12 protein-coding genes are annotated in these 18,366 nt (G+C 72.2%); 6 read left to right on the top strand and 6 right to left on the bottom strand.

The features are described 5' to 3' along the window. Positions 1–19: 19 nt before the first annotated feature. On the top strand, positions 20–1,093 hold the full coding sequence (locus FHU30_RS24205) for an NAD(P)H-dependent amine dehydrogenase family protein (RefSeq protein WP_253878831.1): 1,074 nt from the start codon (positions 20–22) through the stop codon (positions 1,091–1,093). An 87-nt stretch (positions 1,094–1,180) separates the two neighbouring features. Here FHU30_RS24205 and FHU30_RS46285 read toward each other — a convergent pair whose 3' ends face one another. Together FHU30_RS46285 and FHU30_RS24190 are read right to left on the bottom strand one after the other, a co-directional pair. Next, a complete protein-coding gene (locus FHU30_RS46285; RefSeq protein ID WP_308211389.1) occupies positions 1,181–4,144 on the bottom strand; it encodes a helix-turn-helix transcriptional regulator in 2,964 nt (987 codons plus the stop codon). Positions 4,145–4,480: 336 nt separating this feature from the next. Next, entirely contained in the window at positions 4,481–5,854 is a 1,374-nt protein-coding gene (locus FHU30_RS24190) for a glycosyltransferase (protein WP_253878830.1), read from the bottom strand. Between the two features lie 462 nt (positions 5,855–6,316). Between FHU30_RS24190 and FHU30_RS24185 the strand changes: the two genes are divergently transcribed. The 3 genes from FHU30_RS24185 to FHU30_RS24175 are packed head-to-tail and all read left to right on the top strand — an operon-like array spanning position 6,317 to position 8,599. Next, on the top strand, positions 6,317–7,564 hold the full coding sequence (locus tag FHU30_RS24185; protein WP_253878829.1) for a serpin family protein: 1,248 nt from the start codon (positions 6,317–6,319) through the stop codon (positions 7,562–7,564). 7 nt (positions 7,565–7,571) lie between these two features. Beyond that, positions 7,572–8,153, top strand: a complete 582-nt coding sequence (locus FHU30_RS24180) for a histone deacetylase (protein WP_253878905.1) — start codon at positions 7,572–7,574, stop codon at positions 8,151–8,153. Continuing rightward, positions 8,150–8,599, top strand: coding sequence for a peroxiredoxin (locus FHU30_RS24175; RefSeq protein ID WP_253878828.1), 450 nt, complete (start codon positions 8,150–8,152; stop codon positions 8,597–8,599). The genes FHU30_RS24180 and FHU30_RS24175 overlap by 4 nt, the downstream gene beginning before the upstream one ends. A 1,591-nt stretch (positions 8,600–10,190) precedes the next feature. On the opposite strand, the gene FHU30_RS24170 is transcribed toward FHU30_RS24175, so the two are convergent. Further along, entirely contained in the window at positions 10,191–11,867 is a 1,677-nt protein-coding gene (locus tag FHU30_RS24170; protein WP_253878827.1) for a CocE/NonD family hydrolase, read from the bottom strand. Positions 11,868–12,036: 169 nt separating this feature from the next. Here FHU30_RS24170 and FHU30_RS24165 point away from each other — a divergent pair, with 169 nt between their 5' ends. Beyond that, positions 12,037–13,092 carry a mechanosensitive ion channel family protein gene (locus tag FHU30_RS24165; protein ID WP_253878826.1) on the top strand — a complete coding sequence of 352 codons (1,056 nt, stop codon included), beginning with the start codon at positions 12,037–12,039 and terminating at the stop codon, positions 13,090–13,092. A 632-nt stretch (positions 13,093–13,724) separates the two neighbouring features. On the opposite strand, the gene FHU30_RS24160 is transcribed toward FHU30_RS24165, so the two are convergent. Continuing rightward, positions 13,725–14,303, bottom strand: coding sequence for a TetR/AcrR family transcriptional regulator (locus FHU30_RS24160; protein ID WP_253878825.1), 579 nt, complete (start codon positions 14,301–14,303; stop codon positions 13,725–13,727). Between the two features lie 655 nt (positions 14,304–14,958). Between FHU30_RS24160 and FHU30_RS24155 the strand changes: the two genes are divergently transcribed. Then, on the top strand, positions 14,959–16,377 hold the full coding sequence (locus tag FHU30_RS24155; protein ID WP_253878824.1) for an MFS transporter: 1,419 nt from the start codon (positions 14,959–14,961) through the stop codon (positions 16,375–16,377). A gap of 156 nt (positions 16,378–16,533) precedes the next feature. Here the strand turns inward: FHU30_RS24155 and FHU30_RS47210 are convergent, their stop codons facing one another. Both FHU30_RS47210 and FHU30_RS24140 read right to left on the bottom strand, forming a co-directional pair. Beyond that, complete coding sequence (locus FHU30_RS47210) at positions 16,534–17,436, bottom strand: ATP-binding protein (protein ID WP_308211388.1); 903 nt, start codon at positions 17,434–17,436, stop codon at positions 16,534–16,536. Positions 17,437–17,733: 297 nt separating this feature from the next. Then, a complete protein-coding gene (locus FHU30_RS24140) occupies positions 17,734–18,330 on the bottom strand; it encodes a 3'-5' exonuclease (RefSeq protein ID WP_253878823.1) in 597 nt (198 codons plus the stop codon). Positions 18,331–18,366: the final 36 nt, after the last annotated feature.

The raw sequence follows: 18,366 nt of genomic DNA, 5'->3' as shown, positions 1-18,366 counted from the left end.
TCGCACCGGAGGAACGACCATGACCCACCGCGTCGCCCTGTGGGGCACCGGCAACGTCGGACGGCACGCCCTCGCGGGCATCCTCGCCCGCCCCGACCTCGAACTCGTCGGCGTCTGGACGTCCACGGACGCCAAGGCCGGACGCGACGCGGGCGAGCTGTGCGGGCTCGGCCCGGTCGGCGTCGCCGCGTCCACCGACGAGGCCGAGATCCTCGCGCGCGGCGTCGACTGCCTCGTCTACACGTGCATGGCCGACGTCCGCCTCCAGGAGGCCTTGGACGACCTCGCCCGGCTGCTGCGCACCGGCGTGGACATCGTGTCCGCGAGCCCGGTGTTCCTCCAGTTCCCCGACCAGGTCATCCCGGACGAGATGATCGCGCCGATCCGCGCCGCGGCGGCCGAGGGCGGCGCGTCGCTGTTCGTCAACGGCATCGACCCGGGGTTCGCCAACGACGTCCTGCCGATCGCGCTGTCGGGGATCAGCGAGCGGATCGACCAGGTCCGCTGCATGGAGATCCTCAACTACGCCACCTACGACCAGGGCACCGTCCTGTTCGACATCATGGGCTTCGGCCGCCCGCTCGACGACACGCCGATGCTGCTGCTCCCCGGCGTCCTCGGGATGGGCTGGGGGAGCGTGGTCCGCCAGCTCGCCGCCGCCCTCGACGTCGAGCTGGACGAGATGGAGGAGCAGTACGTCCGGCTGCCCGCCCCCGAGACGTTCGAGATCGCCTCCGGCACGATCGAGAAGGGCACGGCCGCCGCCTTGCGCTTCGAGGTGCGCGGCATGTCCGGCGGACGGCCCGTCATCGTCCTCGAACACGTCACCCGGCTGCGCGACGACCTCGCCCCCGACTGGCCCCAGCCGTCCGGGCAGGGCTGCTACCGCGTCGAGATCACCGGCGAGCCCAACTACACCCTCGACCTGCGGCTGCTCGGCTCGGACGGCGACCACAACACGGCCGGGCTGAAGGCCACCGCGATGCGGATCGTGAACGCCGTCCCGGCCGTCATCGCGTCCCCGCCCGGCCTGCTGACCGCCATGGACCTCCCCTTGATCGCCGGCCGCGGCCTGGTCAACCCAGGTGCTTGAGGCGAGGCCATAGCTCGTTCCAGCTCGTCCGCCGTCCCCGGCAGACCCAGATCGCCTTCCCCTGCTCCTGGCCGGAGGCGGTGGCGGTCAGAGGTTCTCGCGGTGGGCCAGGGCGGCGGCCTGGGTGCGGCTGGTGACGTTCAGCTTGGCGAGGATGTTCGAGACGTGCACGCTCGCCGTCTTCGGCGAGATGAACAGCGTCGCCGCGATCTCCTTGTTGCCCATGCCCTTGGCGACCAGCTTCAGCACCTCGCGCTCGCGCGAGGTGAGCGCGCTCAGCGGCCCGCCGTTCCCGCCCGCGCCGGCGGTGGCGCGGGCGCGGTCCTCGGAGAGCCGGGCCCGCGAGCCCAGGTCGTGCAGGACGCGCAGCAGCGGCCGCGCGCCGAGCCGCTCGGCGTCGGCGATGCCGGCGCGCCACTCGGCCGCGGCGGCGTCCCGGTCGCCGCGCTCGGCGAGCGACTCGGCCAGCCGCCAGCGCGAGCGCGCGACCTCGTAGACGAAGCCGTAGTCGAACAGGTCCCGGACGGCCCGCCAGTGCCGCGGCTCGTCGGTGCCATGAGCGCGGCGCCACTCGGCCTCGGCGCGCGCCAGCCAGGCGTGCCCCTCGGCGCCCATCCACGCGTCGTGCTGGCCGTCGGGGGTGTGCGTGGCCGCGAACCGGGCCCTCGCCAGAAGGTCGTCGGCGGCGGCGCGGGCCGCGGCCTCGGCGGCCGCGTCCCCGGTGCGGCGCGCCCGGACGGCCCGGTCGGCGTGCGCCCACAACCCGACCGCCACGATCCGGATCACCCCGGTGTTGGCCGGCCCGCAGTGCGCCAGCACCGTCGCGACGTGCTCCAGCGCACCGGCGTCGTCGCCCTCCCACATCCGCTGCTCGGCCGCGAGACCGCGCGCGACGTAGATGAGCCACTGGTCGCCGTCCCACAGCGGCTCGATCCACTGGAGCCGCTGCGTCGCGCACGCGCTGCCCTGCGCCACGTCCAGGAACAGCGCGTACGCGGAGACGATCGCCTCCACGTCGCGCGCCACCCGGATGCCGAAGCCGTCCGCGATCTGCCCCGCGCGCTCCCAGTCGCCCTCGGTGTAGGCGATAAGGAACTGCAGGAACCGCAGGTTGATGCCGTACGTCGCCCAGTCGAGCCCGTTGTCCAGGGTGAACCGGACGGCCTCGTCCGCCAGCTCGCGCGCCTTCGCCAGCTCGCCCATCTCGTACGGCAGCCGCGCCTCGGTGTAGAACGCGCGCAGCGCCACCTGCATGTTCGACGACGCCCGCGCCAGCCGGACGGCGTCGGAGTACGCCCGCGTCACCTCCGGCCCCGGCCCGCGCGTCGCCTCGATGTACAGGCCCAGCGAGATCAGCGCGGCGGCCTCGGCGGACGGCACGTCCGCCGCGCGCGCCACGCGCAGCGTCTCCTCCGCCATCGCCGGGACCTCGTCGTACCGCTCGGGCGTGCCCAGCAGCGTCCGGACGTAGGTCGCCAGTACGCGCGCCCGCGCGGGAGTGGGCGGCTCGACGGGCGTGAGGTCGAGCGCCTCCTGCGCCATCGCGCGCGACTCGTCCAGCCGGTCGAGCTCGTGCAGGTAGTACGCCAGCCGCTCGCGGACCTCCGCTCCGAGCGCCTTGTTATCCGGATCGATCAGCGTCAGCAGCCGGCGCAGCCGCTGGACGGCCCGCCGCAGCTCACCGGCCCGCGCCGACGACCGGACCGCGGACCACTCCAGGTCCACCCGGCTCATCCCGGCGGACTCCTCGGCGTCCGGCACGCTGTCCCACAGCGACAGCGCGCGGTCGTAGTGCTCGTGCGCCTCGTCCGGCGCGCCCATGCGCTCCGCGGCCTGGCCCGCCCGGACGGACGCGGCGAACGCCGTCGGCAGGTCGTGCGCCGCCATCGAGTGGTAGGCGAGTTCGGCGGCCGCGCGTGGCGTCCGGTTCCCTTCCGGGACCGGTGCCTCGGTGGGCGACAGCGCCTCAAGGAACTGGGCCGCGAACGCGCGGTGCAGGCGGGTGCGCTCGCCCGGCAGCAGGTCGCCGTACACGGCCTCGCGCAGCAGCGCGTGCCGGAACGCGTACCCGGCCATGCCGCTCGGCACGAGCAGCTGGTGCGACACCATCTCGCGCAGCGCCTCGCCGGCCGTGTCCTCCGACAGGCCGGACACGCGGCGGAGCAGTTCGTCGTCCACCCTCCGCCCGGCGACGGCCGCGACCCGGACGACGTGCTGGGCGTCCTCCGACAGCCGCTCCACCCGCGCGAGCAGCAGGTCGGCCAGCGCGGACGGCAGCTCGTCGTCGTCCACGGCCGCGAACAGCTCGGCCGCGTAGAACGGGTTGCCCTCCGACCTCCGGTGCACGCGCTCGACCAGGTCGGCGGGCGGTTTGCGGCCCGTCCCGAGGGACGTCAGGTACTCGGCGGTCTCGCCCGGCCGGAACGGCTTCAGCTCGACCGCCGTCACGTTCGGCAGCCGCAGCAGCTCGGCGACGACCGGACGCAGCGGATGACGCCGGTGCAGGTCGTCGGTCCGGTAGGTGCCGACCAGGCAGACCCGCTCGCGCTGGAGCACCCGGCTCAGGAACACCAGCAGGTTCCGCGTCGACCGGTCGGCCCAGTGCAGGTCCTCCAGGACGAGCAGCACCGGGCGCTGCCCGCCCAGCTCGCCGAGCAGCGCCAGCGTCGCGCCGAGCAGCTGCTGGCGGCCGAGGTCAGACGCCTCGTCCGGGGCTCCCTCGCCGTCCGGGAGCAGCCTGCGCAGCACCGGACGCCCGGCGAGGGCCTCTTCGAGGGCGGCCCGCTCGTCCGCGGCGGAGTGCGGGTCGCGCAGGGCCGTCCACAGGGCGTCCGCCAGCGGCAGGTACGGCATCGACTCGCCGAGCGCGGCGCACTGGCCGGTCAGCACGGCGAACCCGCGCTCCCGCGCGGCCGCGGTGAGCTCGGCCACCAGGTGGGTCTTGCCCACCCCGGCGTCCCCGCCCACCAGCACGACCCCGGCGTGCCCGGCCTTGGCGCGCTCCAACGCCGCGGTGAGCGAGCCGAACTGCGCCTTCCTGCCGATCAGCACCCTTGGTCGCACCTCCCAGACGATCGCCACAGTATGCCACCGGACCAGGACAAACCATCCTGGTTAATCGCGTCCCAGCGTAGGTGGGGCAGGCAAAGCGGACTGGCAGAGCGGGCCCGGCGGGCGGATGCGGCAGGCGGGTCTCGCGGCCAGGTGCGGCGGGCGATGTGGCAAGGAGGGGCGGCCCGGCCCCCGGCCCAAAACTGGGCCGGGGGCCGGATCCGACCGAGCCGCCGGACGGGAGAGAGAAGCGGCTCGGCAGGCCATTCTGTGACCATCTCGTTACGAGCTGCCACACCGGGCGACTGTGCCCGGATCAGGGCGGGTCAGGTCAGGTCAGGTCAGGGACGCGACCAGGTCGCTGTCGGTCTCGGCCAGCGCGCGGGCGATGCTCCCCGAGGGCGCGGGCTCGGTCTCCGGCTCGGGCTTGCGGCCCGGCTCGGGCGTCGGGGCCGGAATCCGGGTCGGCTCGGGCGTCTCGGGGGCCTCGTCCGGGTCCTGGTCCGGGTCGGGAAGCGTCTCGGGCTCCGGCGCGATGGTCAGGTAGACCCGCTCGGTCTCGTCGGCGATGCGCTCCCAGCTGTGCCGGGACCGGGCGCGGTCGGCGGCGGCGATGGCGTAGCCGCGCCGCGTGGTCTCCTCGGCGAGCAGGCCGCGGACGGCCAGCCCGATCTGCCGCGGACGCCCCGCCGGGACGTGCAGCCCGGTGATCGAGTCGAGCACGGCGTCGGCGTTGGTGCCGCTCGGCGTCACGACCGCCGGGACGCCGCAGGCCATGGCCTCCAGCGTGGCGGTCGGCGCGGGCTGCGCCGGGGCCAGGCCGAGCGCGATCCGGGTGGTGCGCAGCAGCCGGGGGAGCGAGCGGCGCGGCACCCGGCCGAGGAAGATCACCCGGTCGGACACGTGCAGCTCCTTGGCCAGGACGGTCAGCCGGTGCACCGACGCGTCGTTCTCCAGCTCCTCCCGGTCCGGGCCGCCGGCGACGGTCAGCTCGGCGTCCGGGACGTGCTGCAGCGCGCGGATCGCGGTCTCGGCCGAGCCGTCCTCCAGGTCCCGCGACACCACCGTGAGCCGCTCCCGGTCGCCGCGCGGCATCGCCGGGCCGACCTCGGAGAACAGCTCCACGTCCACGCCGGGCGGGGTGATCCGGACCGCGCGGCGCGGCACGCCCAGCCGGACCGCGACCGCGGCCTCCTCGGTGCAGCGGGCGAGCACGACGTCCGCGCCGCGGCCGATGGCACGCTCCAGGCGGGCCCGCGAGGGGTGCACGGACCGTCCGGCGCGGGTCTCGGTGGCTGCCAGGCCGTGGAAGGTCTGCGCGAACGGGATGCCCAGCTCGCGGGCGACGGCGCAGGCGGCGAGGCCGCCGATCCAGCCGTGCCCGTGCACGACGTCCGGCCGTCCGGCGCCCGACCAGCGGCGGCGCAGCTCGTCGGTGAGCTCGCGCACGTGGCCGAGCAACTGGTCGTCGGAAAGCGGCCGCGCCGGGCCGACCGCCAGGTTGAAGAGCGTGGCGCCGGACGCGAGCCGGGTGCGCGCGTTGGCGTCGGGGGAGCAGCGGCGTCCGAACACCGAGACGCGGTGCCCGGCCCCGCCCTCGTCCTCGGGACGGCCCAGGGCGCGGGCGAGCTCGCGGACATGAGAGACCTGGGAGCGGTCGCCGGTGAAGTCGGAAGCGGAAACGAGGGCGATGTTCAGGGACCGACGCATTGGGGACCTCCGGGTCAGCACAGGGGGAACCGGGAGGTATCTGCGTCTTAGACACCTAGAGAACGCTACGACCGCCGCGAACGCGCCCTTGACGGGAATCGGTGGGGGGCTTTCCGTCCCCACCCGCATTCAGCCGGTCACGGTGACCATAGTCCCCGATCGCCGCCGCCCGCAAACGTGCGCCGCCGCGTCCCGCGGTGAAAGTGGCGCTGAGGGGACGCGCTCCTCACCCTTCCGCACCCTCCCATTGGGCAAGGCGCTCCCATCCGGCTTCCGTGCCCTGACCAGCGGAAAGCCCGGCCATCTCCTCGATGTCCCCGTCCCGCCCGGACGGGCCTTGACTTCTTCCGGCCATCCATTGGGACATTTTTTGATCGGGCCGCGTACCGAACCGCTTACTTTCCGGGTGCATTTTTCGCCAATCCGGCGGAACCCCGCAGGCCGGGACGCCGTCCTATCGGCATGCCGACTCCCCGCTCTCTCGCCGCCGTGGCCTGCATGGCGGCGCTCACCACCGGCGTCGCGGCCTGCGGCGACCAGGGGCCGAAGGCGCACGAGCTGCGCGGCGCCGTGACCGGCGTCGCGCCCGGAGACCCCCGGCCGCTCGGACGCGCCGACACCGCGTTCGGTTTCGGACTGCTCTCCGCCTGGTGCGGGACCGACCCGAACGCCAACATCGTGCTGTCGCCGAGCAGCATCGCGTCCAGCCTCGGCATGGTCCAGCAGGGCGCGCGCGGCCGGACCGCCGTCGCGATGGCCCGCACCCTGCACCTCCCGTCCGGCGACCTCCTGCCCGGCCTCCGCGCCCGGACGAACGAGATGCGCTCGCTCGGCAACAAGAAGGTGACCGCGAGGTTCGCCGACCAGATCTGGGCGGACTCCGGCGTCCCGACCGACAAGGGCTACCTCGACAAGCTCGCCACCGGCTACGACGCGGGCCTGAAGACCCTCGACATCGCCGCCGATCCGGACGGGGCGCGCAAGACGATCAACGCTCAGATCAAGAAGGACACCGGCGGCAAGATTCCCGAGCTGCTTCCGCCCGGCCAGCTCAGGTCCGATACCGGATGGGTGCTCACCGACGCCGTCCATCTCAAGGCCGAATGGCAGACCAGGTTCGGGCACGCCTCACCGGGCCGCTTCACCGCCTCGGGCGGACGGTCCGTCCAGGTGCAGCTCATGAACGCCAAGAGCCGCTTCGGCTACGCCCGCAGCGCCGGATGGCAGGCCGTCGACCTCCCCTACGCCGGCGGCAGGCTCCGCATGACCGCGCTGCTCCCCGACGCGGCGTCCCAGGGCTGCCCGTCCCTGACCGGCGCGACGTTCGACCGCCTGACCGGCGCGCTCTCCACCGGTACCGACGTGGACGTGACCATGCCCAAGGTGGACCTCTCGTCCCGCCGCGAGCTGACACCGCTGCTCACCAAGCTCGGCATGGGCATCGCGTTCTCCGACTCCGCCGACCTGCGCGGCATCTCGCCGAAGGCGGGCAAGATCGCCTTCGTGCAGCACGCCGCCACCCTGGACATCGACGAGAAGGGCACCGAGGGCGCCGCCGCCACCGGAACCGGCATCACCGCCCTCGCCGCGCCCGCGCCCAGCTACAAGATCACCGTCGTGTTCGACCGGCCCTACCTCGTCGTCGTCCGGGATGGAAAGTCCGGAGAACCGCTGTTCATGGCACGGGTCGCCGACCCCGCACGACAATGACCCGGTGATGCTCTGGTACGTCGCCTACGGCTCCAACCTGCACCGCGACCGCTTCCTCTGCTACCTGGCGGGCGGCCGTCCGGCGGGCGCCGCGCGCACCTACACCGGCTGCCGCGACCCGCGCCCGCCCGCCGCCGACCGCCCCGTCCTGCTCCCCGGCGGGATCTACTTCGCCCAGACCTCCCCCGTCTGGGGCGGCGGCGTCGCCTTCTACGACCCGTCCCTGCCCGGCCTCGCCCCCGCCCGCGCCTACCTGCTGACGACGGGCCAGTTCAGCGACGTCCTCGCCCAGGAGATGCGCCGCGCCCCCACCGCCGACCTCGACCTCTCACCAGCCCTCGCCACCGGCCGCCAGACCCTCGGCCCGGGCCGCTACGAGACCGTCCTGAACCCCGGTGACCTGGACGGACACCCCATGCTCACCTTCACCGCCCCGCACACCGCCGCCGAAGCCGCCCTGAACCCCCCGTCCGCCGCCTACCTCGCCATGCTCGCCGGCGGCCTGCACGCCTCCCACGGCTGGTCGCCGCGACAAGTCACCGCCTACCTGATGTCCCGCCCCGGCGCGCTTGGTACGGTTCGGCCATGAACGTCGGAGACGTGGTAGAGGACTTCGAACTCCCCGACGAGACCGGCGCCCCGCGCCGCCTCACCGACCTGCTGAAGGACGGCCCCGTCGTGCTGTTCTTCTACCCGGCCGCCCTCTCACCCGGCTGCACCGCAGAGGCCTGCCACTTCCGCGACGTCGCCGAAGAACTCGCCGACCTCGGCGCCCGCCCCATCGGCATCAGCGGCGACGCCCCCTCCAAGCAGCACGAGTTCGCCGAGAAGCACTCCCTCGGCTACCCCCTCCTCTCCGACCCCGACGGCACCGTCCGCTCCGCCTTCGGCGTCAAACGAGGCTTCGCCCTGGCCCCCACCCGCCGCCAGACCTTCGTCATAGCCCAAGACCGCCGCATCCTGGAAATCATCAAATCCGAAGTCCGCATGAACACCCACGCCGACCGAGCCCTAGCCACCCTAAGAACCCTCTAACCATCCCACCGCCCCGCATCCACACCCCCCGCCCCGCGTGGAGCCGCGCCCTACCTCCGCGCGCAGCGGCTCGCTACCCATGCTGCGCACCAGGCCCTCTACGCACTACGCCAGATGCGCACCTAGTCCGCTGTGTGCGCTACGCCTGTACGGCGCGCTTGCGTCGGGGCACCTACAGCGGCGCAGCGTATCCGTACCGCTGAGCCCTTGGCTTTGCGACCTGCGCGCATTCCCATGGCGTGCGCCAGCCCCGTGCGGCCTGTGCCAGGCCCGCGCCGTCCAGCACAAGCCTCGCCCTACTCCTGCGCGGCATCCTGCGCGCCCCTAGTGCCGCGCCACGCCCACGTTGCGCCCCGCGCCCGTGCCGCAGCGCACAAGGTGCGCTGCCTTCGTACGGCGGGGCGCGTTCACGCGGCGGCCTGGACGTCCATGTCGCGCGCAACGCCCCGCGGCCTCGAAGCCCATGCCCCGCGTCCGCGCCGTGCCCCGCGGCCGTGCGACAGCGCTGCCACGCCCGTGCCGCACCGTTGTGCCGCGCTGTGTGCGGAACAAACCACCGCGACCGCCGCGCATCCCACGCGTCCGTTCCGGGCCGTATGTCTGCGCTCGCGGCCTGCGCGCGCGGCCTGCACGCTCGTTTCGCGCGCTCATGCCATGCTGCGCGGGCTGGGTCGCGCGCCAAGCGCGCGTGCCGTGCGCTGCGGCCGCACGGCGCGTTCGCGGCGCGATGTCTCCTTGCAGTGAGTGCCGCCGTGCCGCCCCTGCCTTCGGCGCGGCGACCCCAGTGCCCATGCTGTGCGCCATGCCCACATCGCGCCACGCCCGGGCGGTGTGCGCCAGGCTCGTGCTGTCCGTGCGAGCCTCGTCCTGCTTCTGCGCTGCGGCCTGCGCGCCTCTAGGGCCGCGCGCCATGCCCATCGCCATGCCCATGTTGTGCCCTGCGTCCATGCCGAGCGTAAAGGTGCGCTGCCTCAGTGCGGCGGGGCGCGTTCGCGCGGCCTGGACGTTGCGGCTGACAACGCCGTCCCGGAGCCCGAGCACCGCGTCTGCGCCTTGACCTGCGTTTGTGCCGCGGCGCTGCCGCGTCCGTGCCGCGCGTCCGTGCCGCGCCTCCGTGCCGCGCCTCCGTGCCGCGCTGTTGTGCCGTGCTGCGTTCGGAACGAGTGCCGCGACCGCCTTGCGTCCCGCGCTCCGTGGCGGGCCCCTGTGTCTGCGCTGAGGCATGGGTGCTTGTGTCGCGCGCTGATCTCAGCTGCGCGGGCTGAGTTCGTGGCGGGCTTGGGTGCGCTGCGTTGCGGCCGGGCCGAGCGCGCGTCCGTGTCGTGCGCTGCGTCACTGTCGCGTCGCAAGCGTCCGTGTCTGGCCCTGTGTCTGCGCGTTTGTGTGGCGCGCTGATCCGTGTTGTGCGGGCTGAGGACGTGGGGCCGGTCGTGGGCGGCGCGCTGTGTACGAGGCAGGCGCGTGTTCGTGGCGTGTGCTGCGCTGCGGACGCGCGCCGCCTTTGTGTCGTGTCCTGCGCGTCGGTGCGGGCGTTGTGTTCGGGCGGGGCTGCTTTCTGCGTTCGGGGCTCTGTTGGTGTGCGTGGGTGGGGCTATAGGCGGGTGGCGGGGTTGGTGGGGTCGGGTGGGGGTGGGGGTGGGGGGAGTTGGACGCGGGGGAGGAGGATGGCCGAGGGGTGGAGGGGGGTGTGGAAGATTTCCTGGTCGGCGGTGAGGTAGTCGGTGGCGGTACCGATGGGGGCGCCGGTGCCGGGGTTGCGGGAGACGCGGGGGTAGGCGCCGCTGCAGACCTGGAGGCGGATGCGGTGGCCGCGGCGGAAGCGGTGGCCGGCGGGCCAGAGTTCGACCGTGATGCGGCGGATGCCGTCGTCGTCCGGGTTCGGGGTGCCGGGGACGAGGCGGCGCATGCCCTCGCAGAGGTTGACCGAGACGCCCTCCTCGTCCACGTCGCAGAGGCGGACGACGAAGTCGGTGTGGTCGCGGTCGGAGCGGATCCACAGGTCGGCCGAGACCGGGCCGATGATCTCCACGTCCTCGTCCAGCTCGGCCGAGGTGAAGGTGAGGACGTCGCGGCGGCGCTCCAGGCGGGCCTGGTCGGCGACGGGGTGGTTGTCGCCGAGCAGCGTCGGGCCGCCGAGGAAGGGCGTCGGGTGCTCGGGGTCGTAGCGGTACCGGTCGGGCTCGGACTCGGGCGGCTCGTCCGGGGACAGGCCGCCGTCCGGGTGCAGGTGCCAGCGCTCCTCGCACATCCCAGGGACGGGCCAGTCGGGGAACTCGTGCCACTCGTTCGCGCCCGTGACGAAGAGCCGGACGGGCATCTCGCGCAGTTCGGACGGGTCGTCCAGCAGATGCGCGCGGAACCAGTTCAGGGACTCGCCGACCGAGCCGCGCATCATCCGGCCGTCGGCGTGGAACCAGGGGCCGATGGTCAGGTACGGGTGGTGCCCGCCGGCGCGCAGGGCCGCGTAGTCCTTGATCTGCCAGGGCAGGAAGATGTCGTACCAGCCGCCGATCATGTTGACCGGCGCGGACACCTCCGACACCGTCCGCGTGAAGTCGCGGCGGTCCCAGAACGGCGTGTCGGGGCCGTGGGTGAGCAGGTCCTGGAAGAACTTCTGCTGCTCGCCGGTCGCGAGGACGTCCAGCTCGGCCAGCGGCTTGCCGGACAGCGCCGCCCGGCGCGCGCGCCGCGGCGACATGATCCCGGTGGTGACCCCGGACAGCGGGGTCTTCATGCGGGCGGTGAGGTCGACCCAGGTCAGCGCCGCCTCCAGCGCGAAGGTGCCGCCGACGTTCACCGCGTCCCGGAAGGACGAGGCGGTGACCTGCATGGAGAGGGCCCGCAGCTCCGGCCCGGCCTCGGCGGCGACCGCCCACTGCACGTAGCCGAGGTAGCTGGGCCCGTGCATCGCGAACGTGCCGCCGAACCACGGCTGCTGCTTCAGCCACTCGATGGTGGCGAGGCCGTCCTCGCGCTCGTCGAGCGGTTCGAACACGCCGCCGGACCCGAACCCGCCCCGGACGCTCTGCACCACGGCCTGGAACCCGTGCGACGCGAACGTCTGCCCGCACATCAGGCCGAACGGCCCGCGCCGCCCGTACGGCGAGCGCACCAGGATCGTCGGCGGACGGTCCACGTCCACGGGCGCGTAACGGTCGGCGAGCAGCGTCAGGCCGTCGCGTGTCGGGACCTCCAGGTCCCGGGTGACCTCGACTTTGTGAGGGCCGTTCCGCAGTCCGAGCGCCGTGACCCCCAGGCGGCGCAACATCCCCGTACCTACCACTCTCACGATCGTAATCCCCTGTACCGGCGATCTCGCCACAGCCTCCTCGCTGTGGCGAGACCCTCATGTCCCGTTGGCCCGGAATGGGGGTTCGGACGGAGCTACGATCGATGCTTTGTCTGGAAGGTCCGTAGTGTGTGGAGGGTGCCGGAGCATGACTGGCTGGCCGGGTTGGGAACCGATCATCATCGCGGCGGGGGTCATGGTGGCCGCCCTGGTGCTGGCCGTCGGGCTGCGCTTGTTCGCCAAGCGCCTCACGGCCCGCGCGGGGGACACCCGCTGGGCATGGGACGACCTGGCCGCTCGCCTGGTCTACGACCTCGCGGTCCCGCTCTGCCTGCTCGGCGGCGCCTGGATCGCGGCCAACATGCTGAACCTGCACAGGGGGACGCTCGTCGCTACCGGCCGCGTCCTGACCGCCGTGACCGTCCTGGTCGTCTCCCTGGCGCTGGCCCGCCTGACCGCCGGGATCATCGCCTCCGTCGCGCTGATCCGGCAGGGCACCGCCGCCAACGTGAGCATCTTCACCAACATCAGCAAGGTCGTCGTGCTCGGCGTCGGCGTCCTGGTGATGCTGCAGAGCCTCGGCGTGTCCATCACACCGCTGCTCGGCGCCCTCGGTGTCGGCGGCCTGGCCGTGGCCCTCGCCCTCCAGGACACGCTCGCCAACCTCTTCGCCGGCGTGCACGTCCTGGCGTCCCGGACGATGGAGCCCGGCGACTACATCAAGCTCAGCAGCGGCCAGGAGGGCTACGTCGTCGACATCAACTGGCGCAACACCTCCATCCGCACCCTCTCGGACAACATCGAGGTCATCCCGAACGCCACGTTCTCCAAGACGATCCTCACCAACTACCACCGCCCCGCGCAGGACATGTCCCTGCTCATCCAGGCGAGCTGCGCGTACGACAGCGACCTCGACCACGTCGAGAAGGTCGTCGTCGACGTCGGCCACGAGGTGATGTCCGAGGTCGAGGGCGCCGTCAAGGACGCCCTGCCCGTCGTCCGCTTCCACACCTTCGCCGACTCCCGCATCCACTTCACCGTCATCCTCCGCACCGGCGAGTTCGGCGACCAGTTCCGCATCAAGCACGAGTTCGTCAAGCGCCTCCACCGCCGCTTCCGCCTCGAATCCATAGAAATGCCCCCACCAACCCGCAAACTCCTCCTCCCTGACTCCACACCCCCCACCCCCCACCTCACCGACTAACCCCGCCCACCCCGCCCAGCCCGAGCCGAACGAACGCCGCCTACGTCACCGCGTGCGAGAGCGCCCACGTGATCGCGCGAAACGCTGCGCACGTCATCAAGGGCGCCGACGTCACTGCGCGGGAGGGTGCCTACGCCATCGCGCGGGAGGCTGCCTACGTCAGCGCGTGCGCGGGTGCCGACGTCACTGCGTGCGCGGGCGCCGACGTCACTGCGTGCGCGGGCGCCGACGTCATCGCGTGTGAGGGTGCCCATGTCACCGCGTGCGAGGGCCTCCGTCGTCGCGTGCGACGGTGCGCACGTCATTGCGTGCAAGCGTGCCGACGTGATCGCGCGAAACGGTGCGCACGTCACCGCTTGCGAGAGTGCCGACGTCACCGCGTGCGCGAGGGCCCGGTCATCGCGGGCGACGCGCCCACGTCACCGTGTGTGGAACGTGCGTGTCACTGGGGGTGGGAGGCGCGGGTGTTTGGTACATGCCTGGGACAAGTGGGCCCGGAGCCCGGCCACGACGGTTGCGCTGGGGGGTGAGGCGAGGGGGCTGGTGTCGTCGGAGGTGGGGGACGGTCGATAAGGGCCCTGGTGGACGGTCTCCTTTCAAGGGGGTTGGCTTGGGATTTCGGGCCTGGTGGGTCAGGGTGTGACGGCGGGGAGGAGGACGTTGTCGACGAGTTCGGTGAGGAACTCGTCGGGGACGTCCGGTGAGCCGAGGGTGCAGCGGTACATGACCATTGCGGGGCCGATCTCGGCGCACATGGGCATGGCGGCGGACGGGCGGACGTCGCCGCGCTTCACACCTCGCTCCAGCGCGTCCAGCAGCCGTTCCTTGAGCGGAGTCGTCACCCGCTCCCGGATGACATCCCGCATCAGGCTGCTGGACTGCTCGCCGTCCTCTTTGAGGATTTGGAACGCAGTGCCCCGGGTGGCTTTCACTGCGTCCCGGTAGCAGCGCATCAACTCCATGAGGTCGTCGCGGATGTTGTCGTGGACGGGGACCTCCGCCGGCACCGGCAGGACGTGCTGGAGCGCGTCCGCGATCAGCTCCTCGCGGCTCGACCAGCGGCGGTAGAGCGCGGCCTTGCCGGTGTGCGCGGCGGCGGCGACGCCCTCCATGGTCAGACGGCGGCAACCCACCTCGGCCAGTTGGTCGAGCGCGGCGATCAAGATCGCGCTCTCCAGGGCCTCACCCCGTCGCCGCGTTGGCGTGCTCATCGCTTCCGCTCTCCGTTCCGCCACACTCCAAGCCCTGCCGCCCGGCCAATCCGGCGCGACGGCGTAGCCGGACGCCGTGCTGGAGTCCGGCGACGCCCCCGTCCCCTTGGGCGGAACCCGCAGAATCGCAGGTTACTTCAGCCGCACGTCCCATCACCCGGTCGGCGCCCTCCGCGCGGGCGGGGGCGGGGCGTGGTGGGGGGATCCGCGCCGGGTGCGGTGCGGCATATGCGGAGCGGCGGATGTGGCTCGGCAGATGCGATGCAGAGGATGTGGCGCGGCGGGTGTGGTGCGGCGGGTGTGGTGCGGCGGGGGCGGAGCGGAGGGTGCAGCGCGGCGGATGTGGCGCGGCGGGTGTAGCGCGGCGGATGTGGTGCGGAGAGTGCGGTGCGGAGGCGGCTTGGCGTGTGTGGCATGGCTTAAGGCGGGCGGTCGTTCGTGGGGTGGCCAGGGGCTTTGGGCGGGGAGTGGGTGGGGGGAGCCGGTGGTGTGGGGGTCATGGGGTCCTCGCTGGGGGTGGTCTGTGGCGTGGAAATAGTGAACGTTGGCGTTCACTTTTCGGGACGTGGGTGGTACGTTCGGCGCTTAGTGAACTCTGGCGTTCCTTAAATTCTGGTCCTTGGAGGTCGCCTTGTCGACTGTTCCGGGTGGACGGGTGCGTGCGGGGGAGGGCCTCGCGGCCTCCCCGGCGCAGCCGTCCGCCTCATCCCCCCGTCATTCCGGCCTCGTGCTCGCGGTCATCGTCGGCTGCCAGCTGATGGTCGGGGTCGACTCCTCCGTCGTCACCATCGCCCTTCCCGACATCCGCGGGGCGCTCGACCTGTCCACGGGCGGGCTCGCCTGGGTGCAGAACGCGTACACCCTCGCCTTCGGCGGACTGCTTCTGCTCGGCGGACGGTCGGGCGACATCATCGGGCGCCGGCGCGCGTTCTGCGCCGGGATCTCGGTGTTCACGCTCGCCTCGCTGCTCGGCGGCGTCGCGTCGGACGGCTGGATACTGATCTCCGCCCGCGCGCTCCAGGGGGTCGGCGCGGCCCTCGCCGCGCCGAGCGCCATGGTGCTGATCGCGACGCTGTTCAGCGGCACCGCACGGGTGCGGGCGCTCGGCGTCTCGTCCGCCGTGACCGGTGTGGGCGGCGCGCTGGGCATGCTGCTCGGCGGCCTGCTCACGGACCTGTCGTCGTGGCGCCTGGTGTTCTTCATCAACCTTCCCATCGGTGTGGTGATCCTTCTCGCCGCGCCCCGGGTGCTCCCGGAGACGCCGCGCCGTTCGAGCGGGTTCGACTTCGCCGGAGCGGTGCTGGGCACGCTCGGGCTGACCGCCCTGGTGTTCGGGCTCATCCGGGCGGGATCGGACGGCTGGCACGACACGCTCATGCTGGCGCCGCTCGGCGCCGCGGTCGTCCTGTTCGTCGCGTTCGTGCTGGCCGAGGAGCGCGTGCCGAATCCGCTCGTCCCGCTGAGGCTGCTTACGGACCGCCTGCGCGCGGGCGCGTTCATCTCACTCGCGACCCTGGTCGGCGGGATGTTCGGCGGCTTCTTCTTCTTGACGCAGTACTTCCAGCAGAACCTCGGGTACGGGCCGTTGAAGGCGGGCGCCGCGTTCCTGCCGATCGTCGGCACGCAGTTCGTCGTGCTGCGCTTCGCACCGCGCCTGCTCGGACGGTTCGGCGGCCGGACGCTGGTCATGACCGGTGCCTTCCTGATGACCACGGCCATGCTCTGGCTGACCGCGATCGACCCGCATCAGGGGTACGCGACCGGTCTGCTCGGCCCGTTCCTGCTGTACGGCGGGGGAGCCGGTCTGACCGTGATGCCGCTGAACGTGGTCATCCTGGGCAGCGTGCGCCCCGAGGACTCCGGCGCGGCCGCCGGCGTGGCGCAGACCGTGCTGTGGTCGGGCGCCACGATCGGCACATCGATCATGGTGACCGTCTTCGACGCCACCGCCGGCACCGACCGGCACGCCTCACTCGACGGATTCGCGGCGACCTTCGTCACCGGTGCCTGCTTCGGCGCCATCGCCTTGCTCATCGCCCTGTTCACCCTTCGCTCGGCACGGGCGCCGGGCTGATCCCGACGACCGATCGGATTCGCACCGGCGCCGCCCTCGGACGAGCGCCGGTGCATCCATCCTGCCGACCGGGCAGAGACGGGCAAAGTCGGAGTGTGATCTGTGGATAACTTTTCGTCACTCCAGGTCAGCCCCAGAAAACGGGCCCCTGCGGCTTCACGATCGGGAGGCGCGCGACTCCGCGGCTTCCTCGAACAGGCTCAGCAGGTCGTGGTGACCGAACATCTTGGCCGTCTCCACAGCGGACGGACTGCCCGCCCAAGGATCCGCGTCCGCCTCCAGCAGCACGCGAACGACCTCGGGCTCCTTCTTGAAAACCGCCCCCGCCATAGGACGCTGCCCCCGGTCGTTGGCCCGCTCGGGATCGGCGCCTCGTTCCAGTAGCGCGCGGACGGTGTCGGCGTGCCCGTGGTAGGCGGCGAGCATCAGCAACGTGTCGCCCTTCTCGTTGCTGAGGTTCACCGGGACGCCGGACTCGATGTACGGGACGAGTTCGTCCGTCCGCCCCGTCCGGGCCATGGCATACAGGCGGGTCGCGAACTCCTGGAGTTCGGCGTCGTCGGCTTCGTTCATGCTTCGCAGCCTATGGCCGTCCGGATGCTCGCCCAGGGACCAGACCGGAAGGGACATGCGGCTGCCCAGGCTGTCCTGGCGGTAAATCAGGTGTTTCTCCAGCGCCACCAAGGACCCGCTGTCGGGAAAGTTCCGGAAGCGCACGTCGTCCGCCAGCGCGCGCATGATCTGCAGGCCCCGGCCGGACTCGGCGGTGAGCGCCGCAGGCTCCTCCGCCGTCGCGACGGTCCGCGAATCGATGCCGCGGCCGGAGTCGATGACCCGGATGACGCAGCGCGTGTCCAGGATGGACACCCGCACGGTGAAGTCGTCGCCCGCCTGCGCGTGCCGGATCACGTTCGTGCACGCCTCGGTCAGCATCAGCTCGATGTCGCCGCGGATGGGCTCGTCCACCCCCAGCACGCCCAGGGACGCGTCGAGCAGCCGCCGCGCCGCCGGAACGCTCGTGCTGTCCCGCGGCAACCGCAGGTCCAAGGTGATCTCCACGTCCTCAACGCCTCCCGAGCGCTCGCCGGACGTATCGGTCAGTAGAGGCGTGCCCTATACACGGGTCCCAAACCTGCCGCCTGCTCAGACCCAAACCGCCCGTTACACGGGACCAAAACCGCCGCAGGGATAAATCCGACCCGGCCGCGTACACGGCTCCCGCGTCTGCCGCACGCGCAGGCTCCCAAGCGCGCGCGATGCCGACATAAGGACAGAGCCGCTGCCTGTGCAGGTCCCACACCTTGTGTGGGACGGCCTTCCCGGCCGCCTGGCGACGCGGTGCGCAGGGGTGAGGCGTTAGGAAGAACGTGGGGCGGGTGCTCCTGGACGAGGTCCAGTAGGCCAGTCGTCGCGCTGGACAAGGCGGAGCACCAAAGCGGCGATGTTCCATGCGTCGTCGGCTCCGCTGTGGTGGCGTCCCTCCAGGGGAAGTCCGGCGTGCTCCAGCGCGCCCGCCATTCCGAGTTTGCGCCGTAGTCCGTGCGCCTCCGACCAGAGGGCCTTCGTGTTCACATGCCGACGGCCGAACGGATAGCGAACGCCTACGGACGCCGTCTGGCGCTCGAACTGCTTGCGGTCGTAGTCGCCCCAGCTCGCCCACGTGCGCGTATGAGCGGAATGCTCCCGTTCCAGCAGCGCGCACGCTTCCGGGAATGAGATGCCGGTGTCCACCTCGTCCTGAGTGAGGCCGGTCAGTTGCGTACAGAACTCGCTCACGCGCGACCGTTCCGGACGGACGAGTATGCGGTGCTTCTCAACGCGCTCGCGCGCGAGGAGGTCCACCACGCAGAGGCCGATCTCGATGATCTCGCTGACCTGGTCTTGGGGTCGGCGGCCCTCCCAGCAGGTGGCCTCGACGTCGACCACGTTCAGGTAGCGTCCGAAATCCTCCATGCACGGCACCGTAACGGCGGGCGAACGCCGTCCGCG

Source organism: Actinomadura rupiterrae (assembly GCF_024172125.1).
In the GTDB taxonomy this organism is placed as follows: domain Bacteria; phylum Actinomycetota; class Actinomycetes; order Streptosporangiales; family Streptosporangiaceae; genus Spirillospora; species Spirillospora rupiterrae.
The sequence above is the reverse complement of the archived record's forward strand: the minus strand, read 5'-3'. Positions and strand labels throughout refer to the sequence as shown.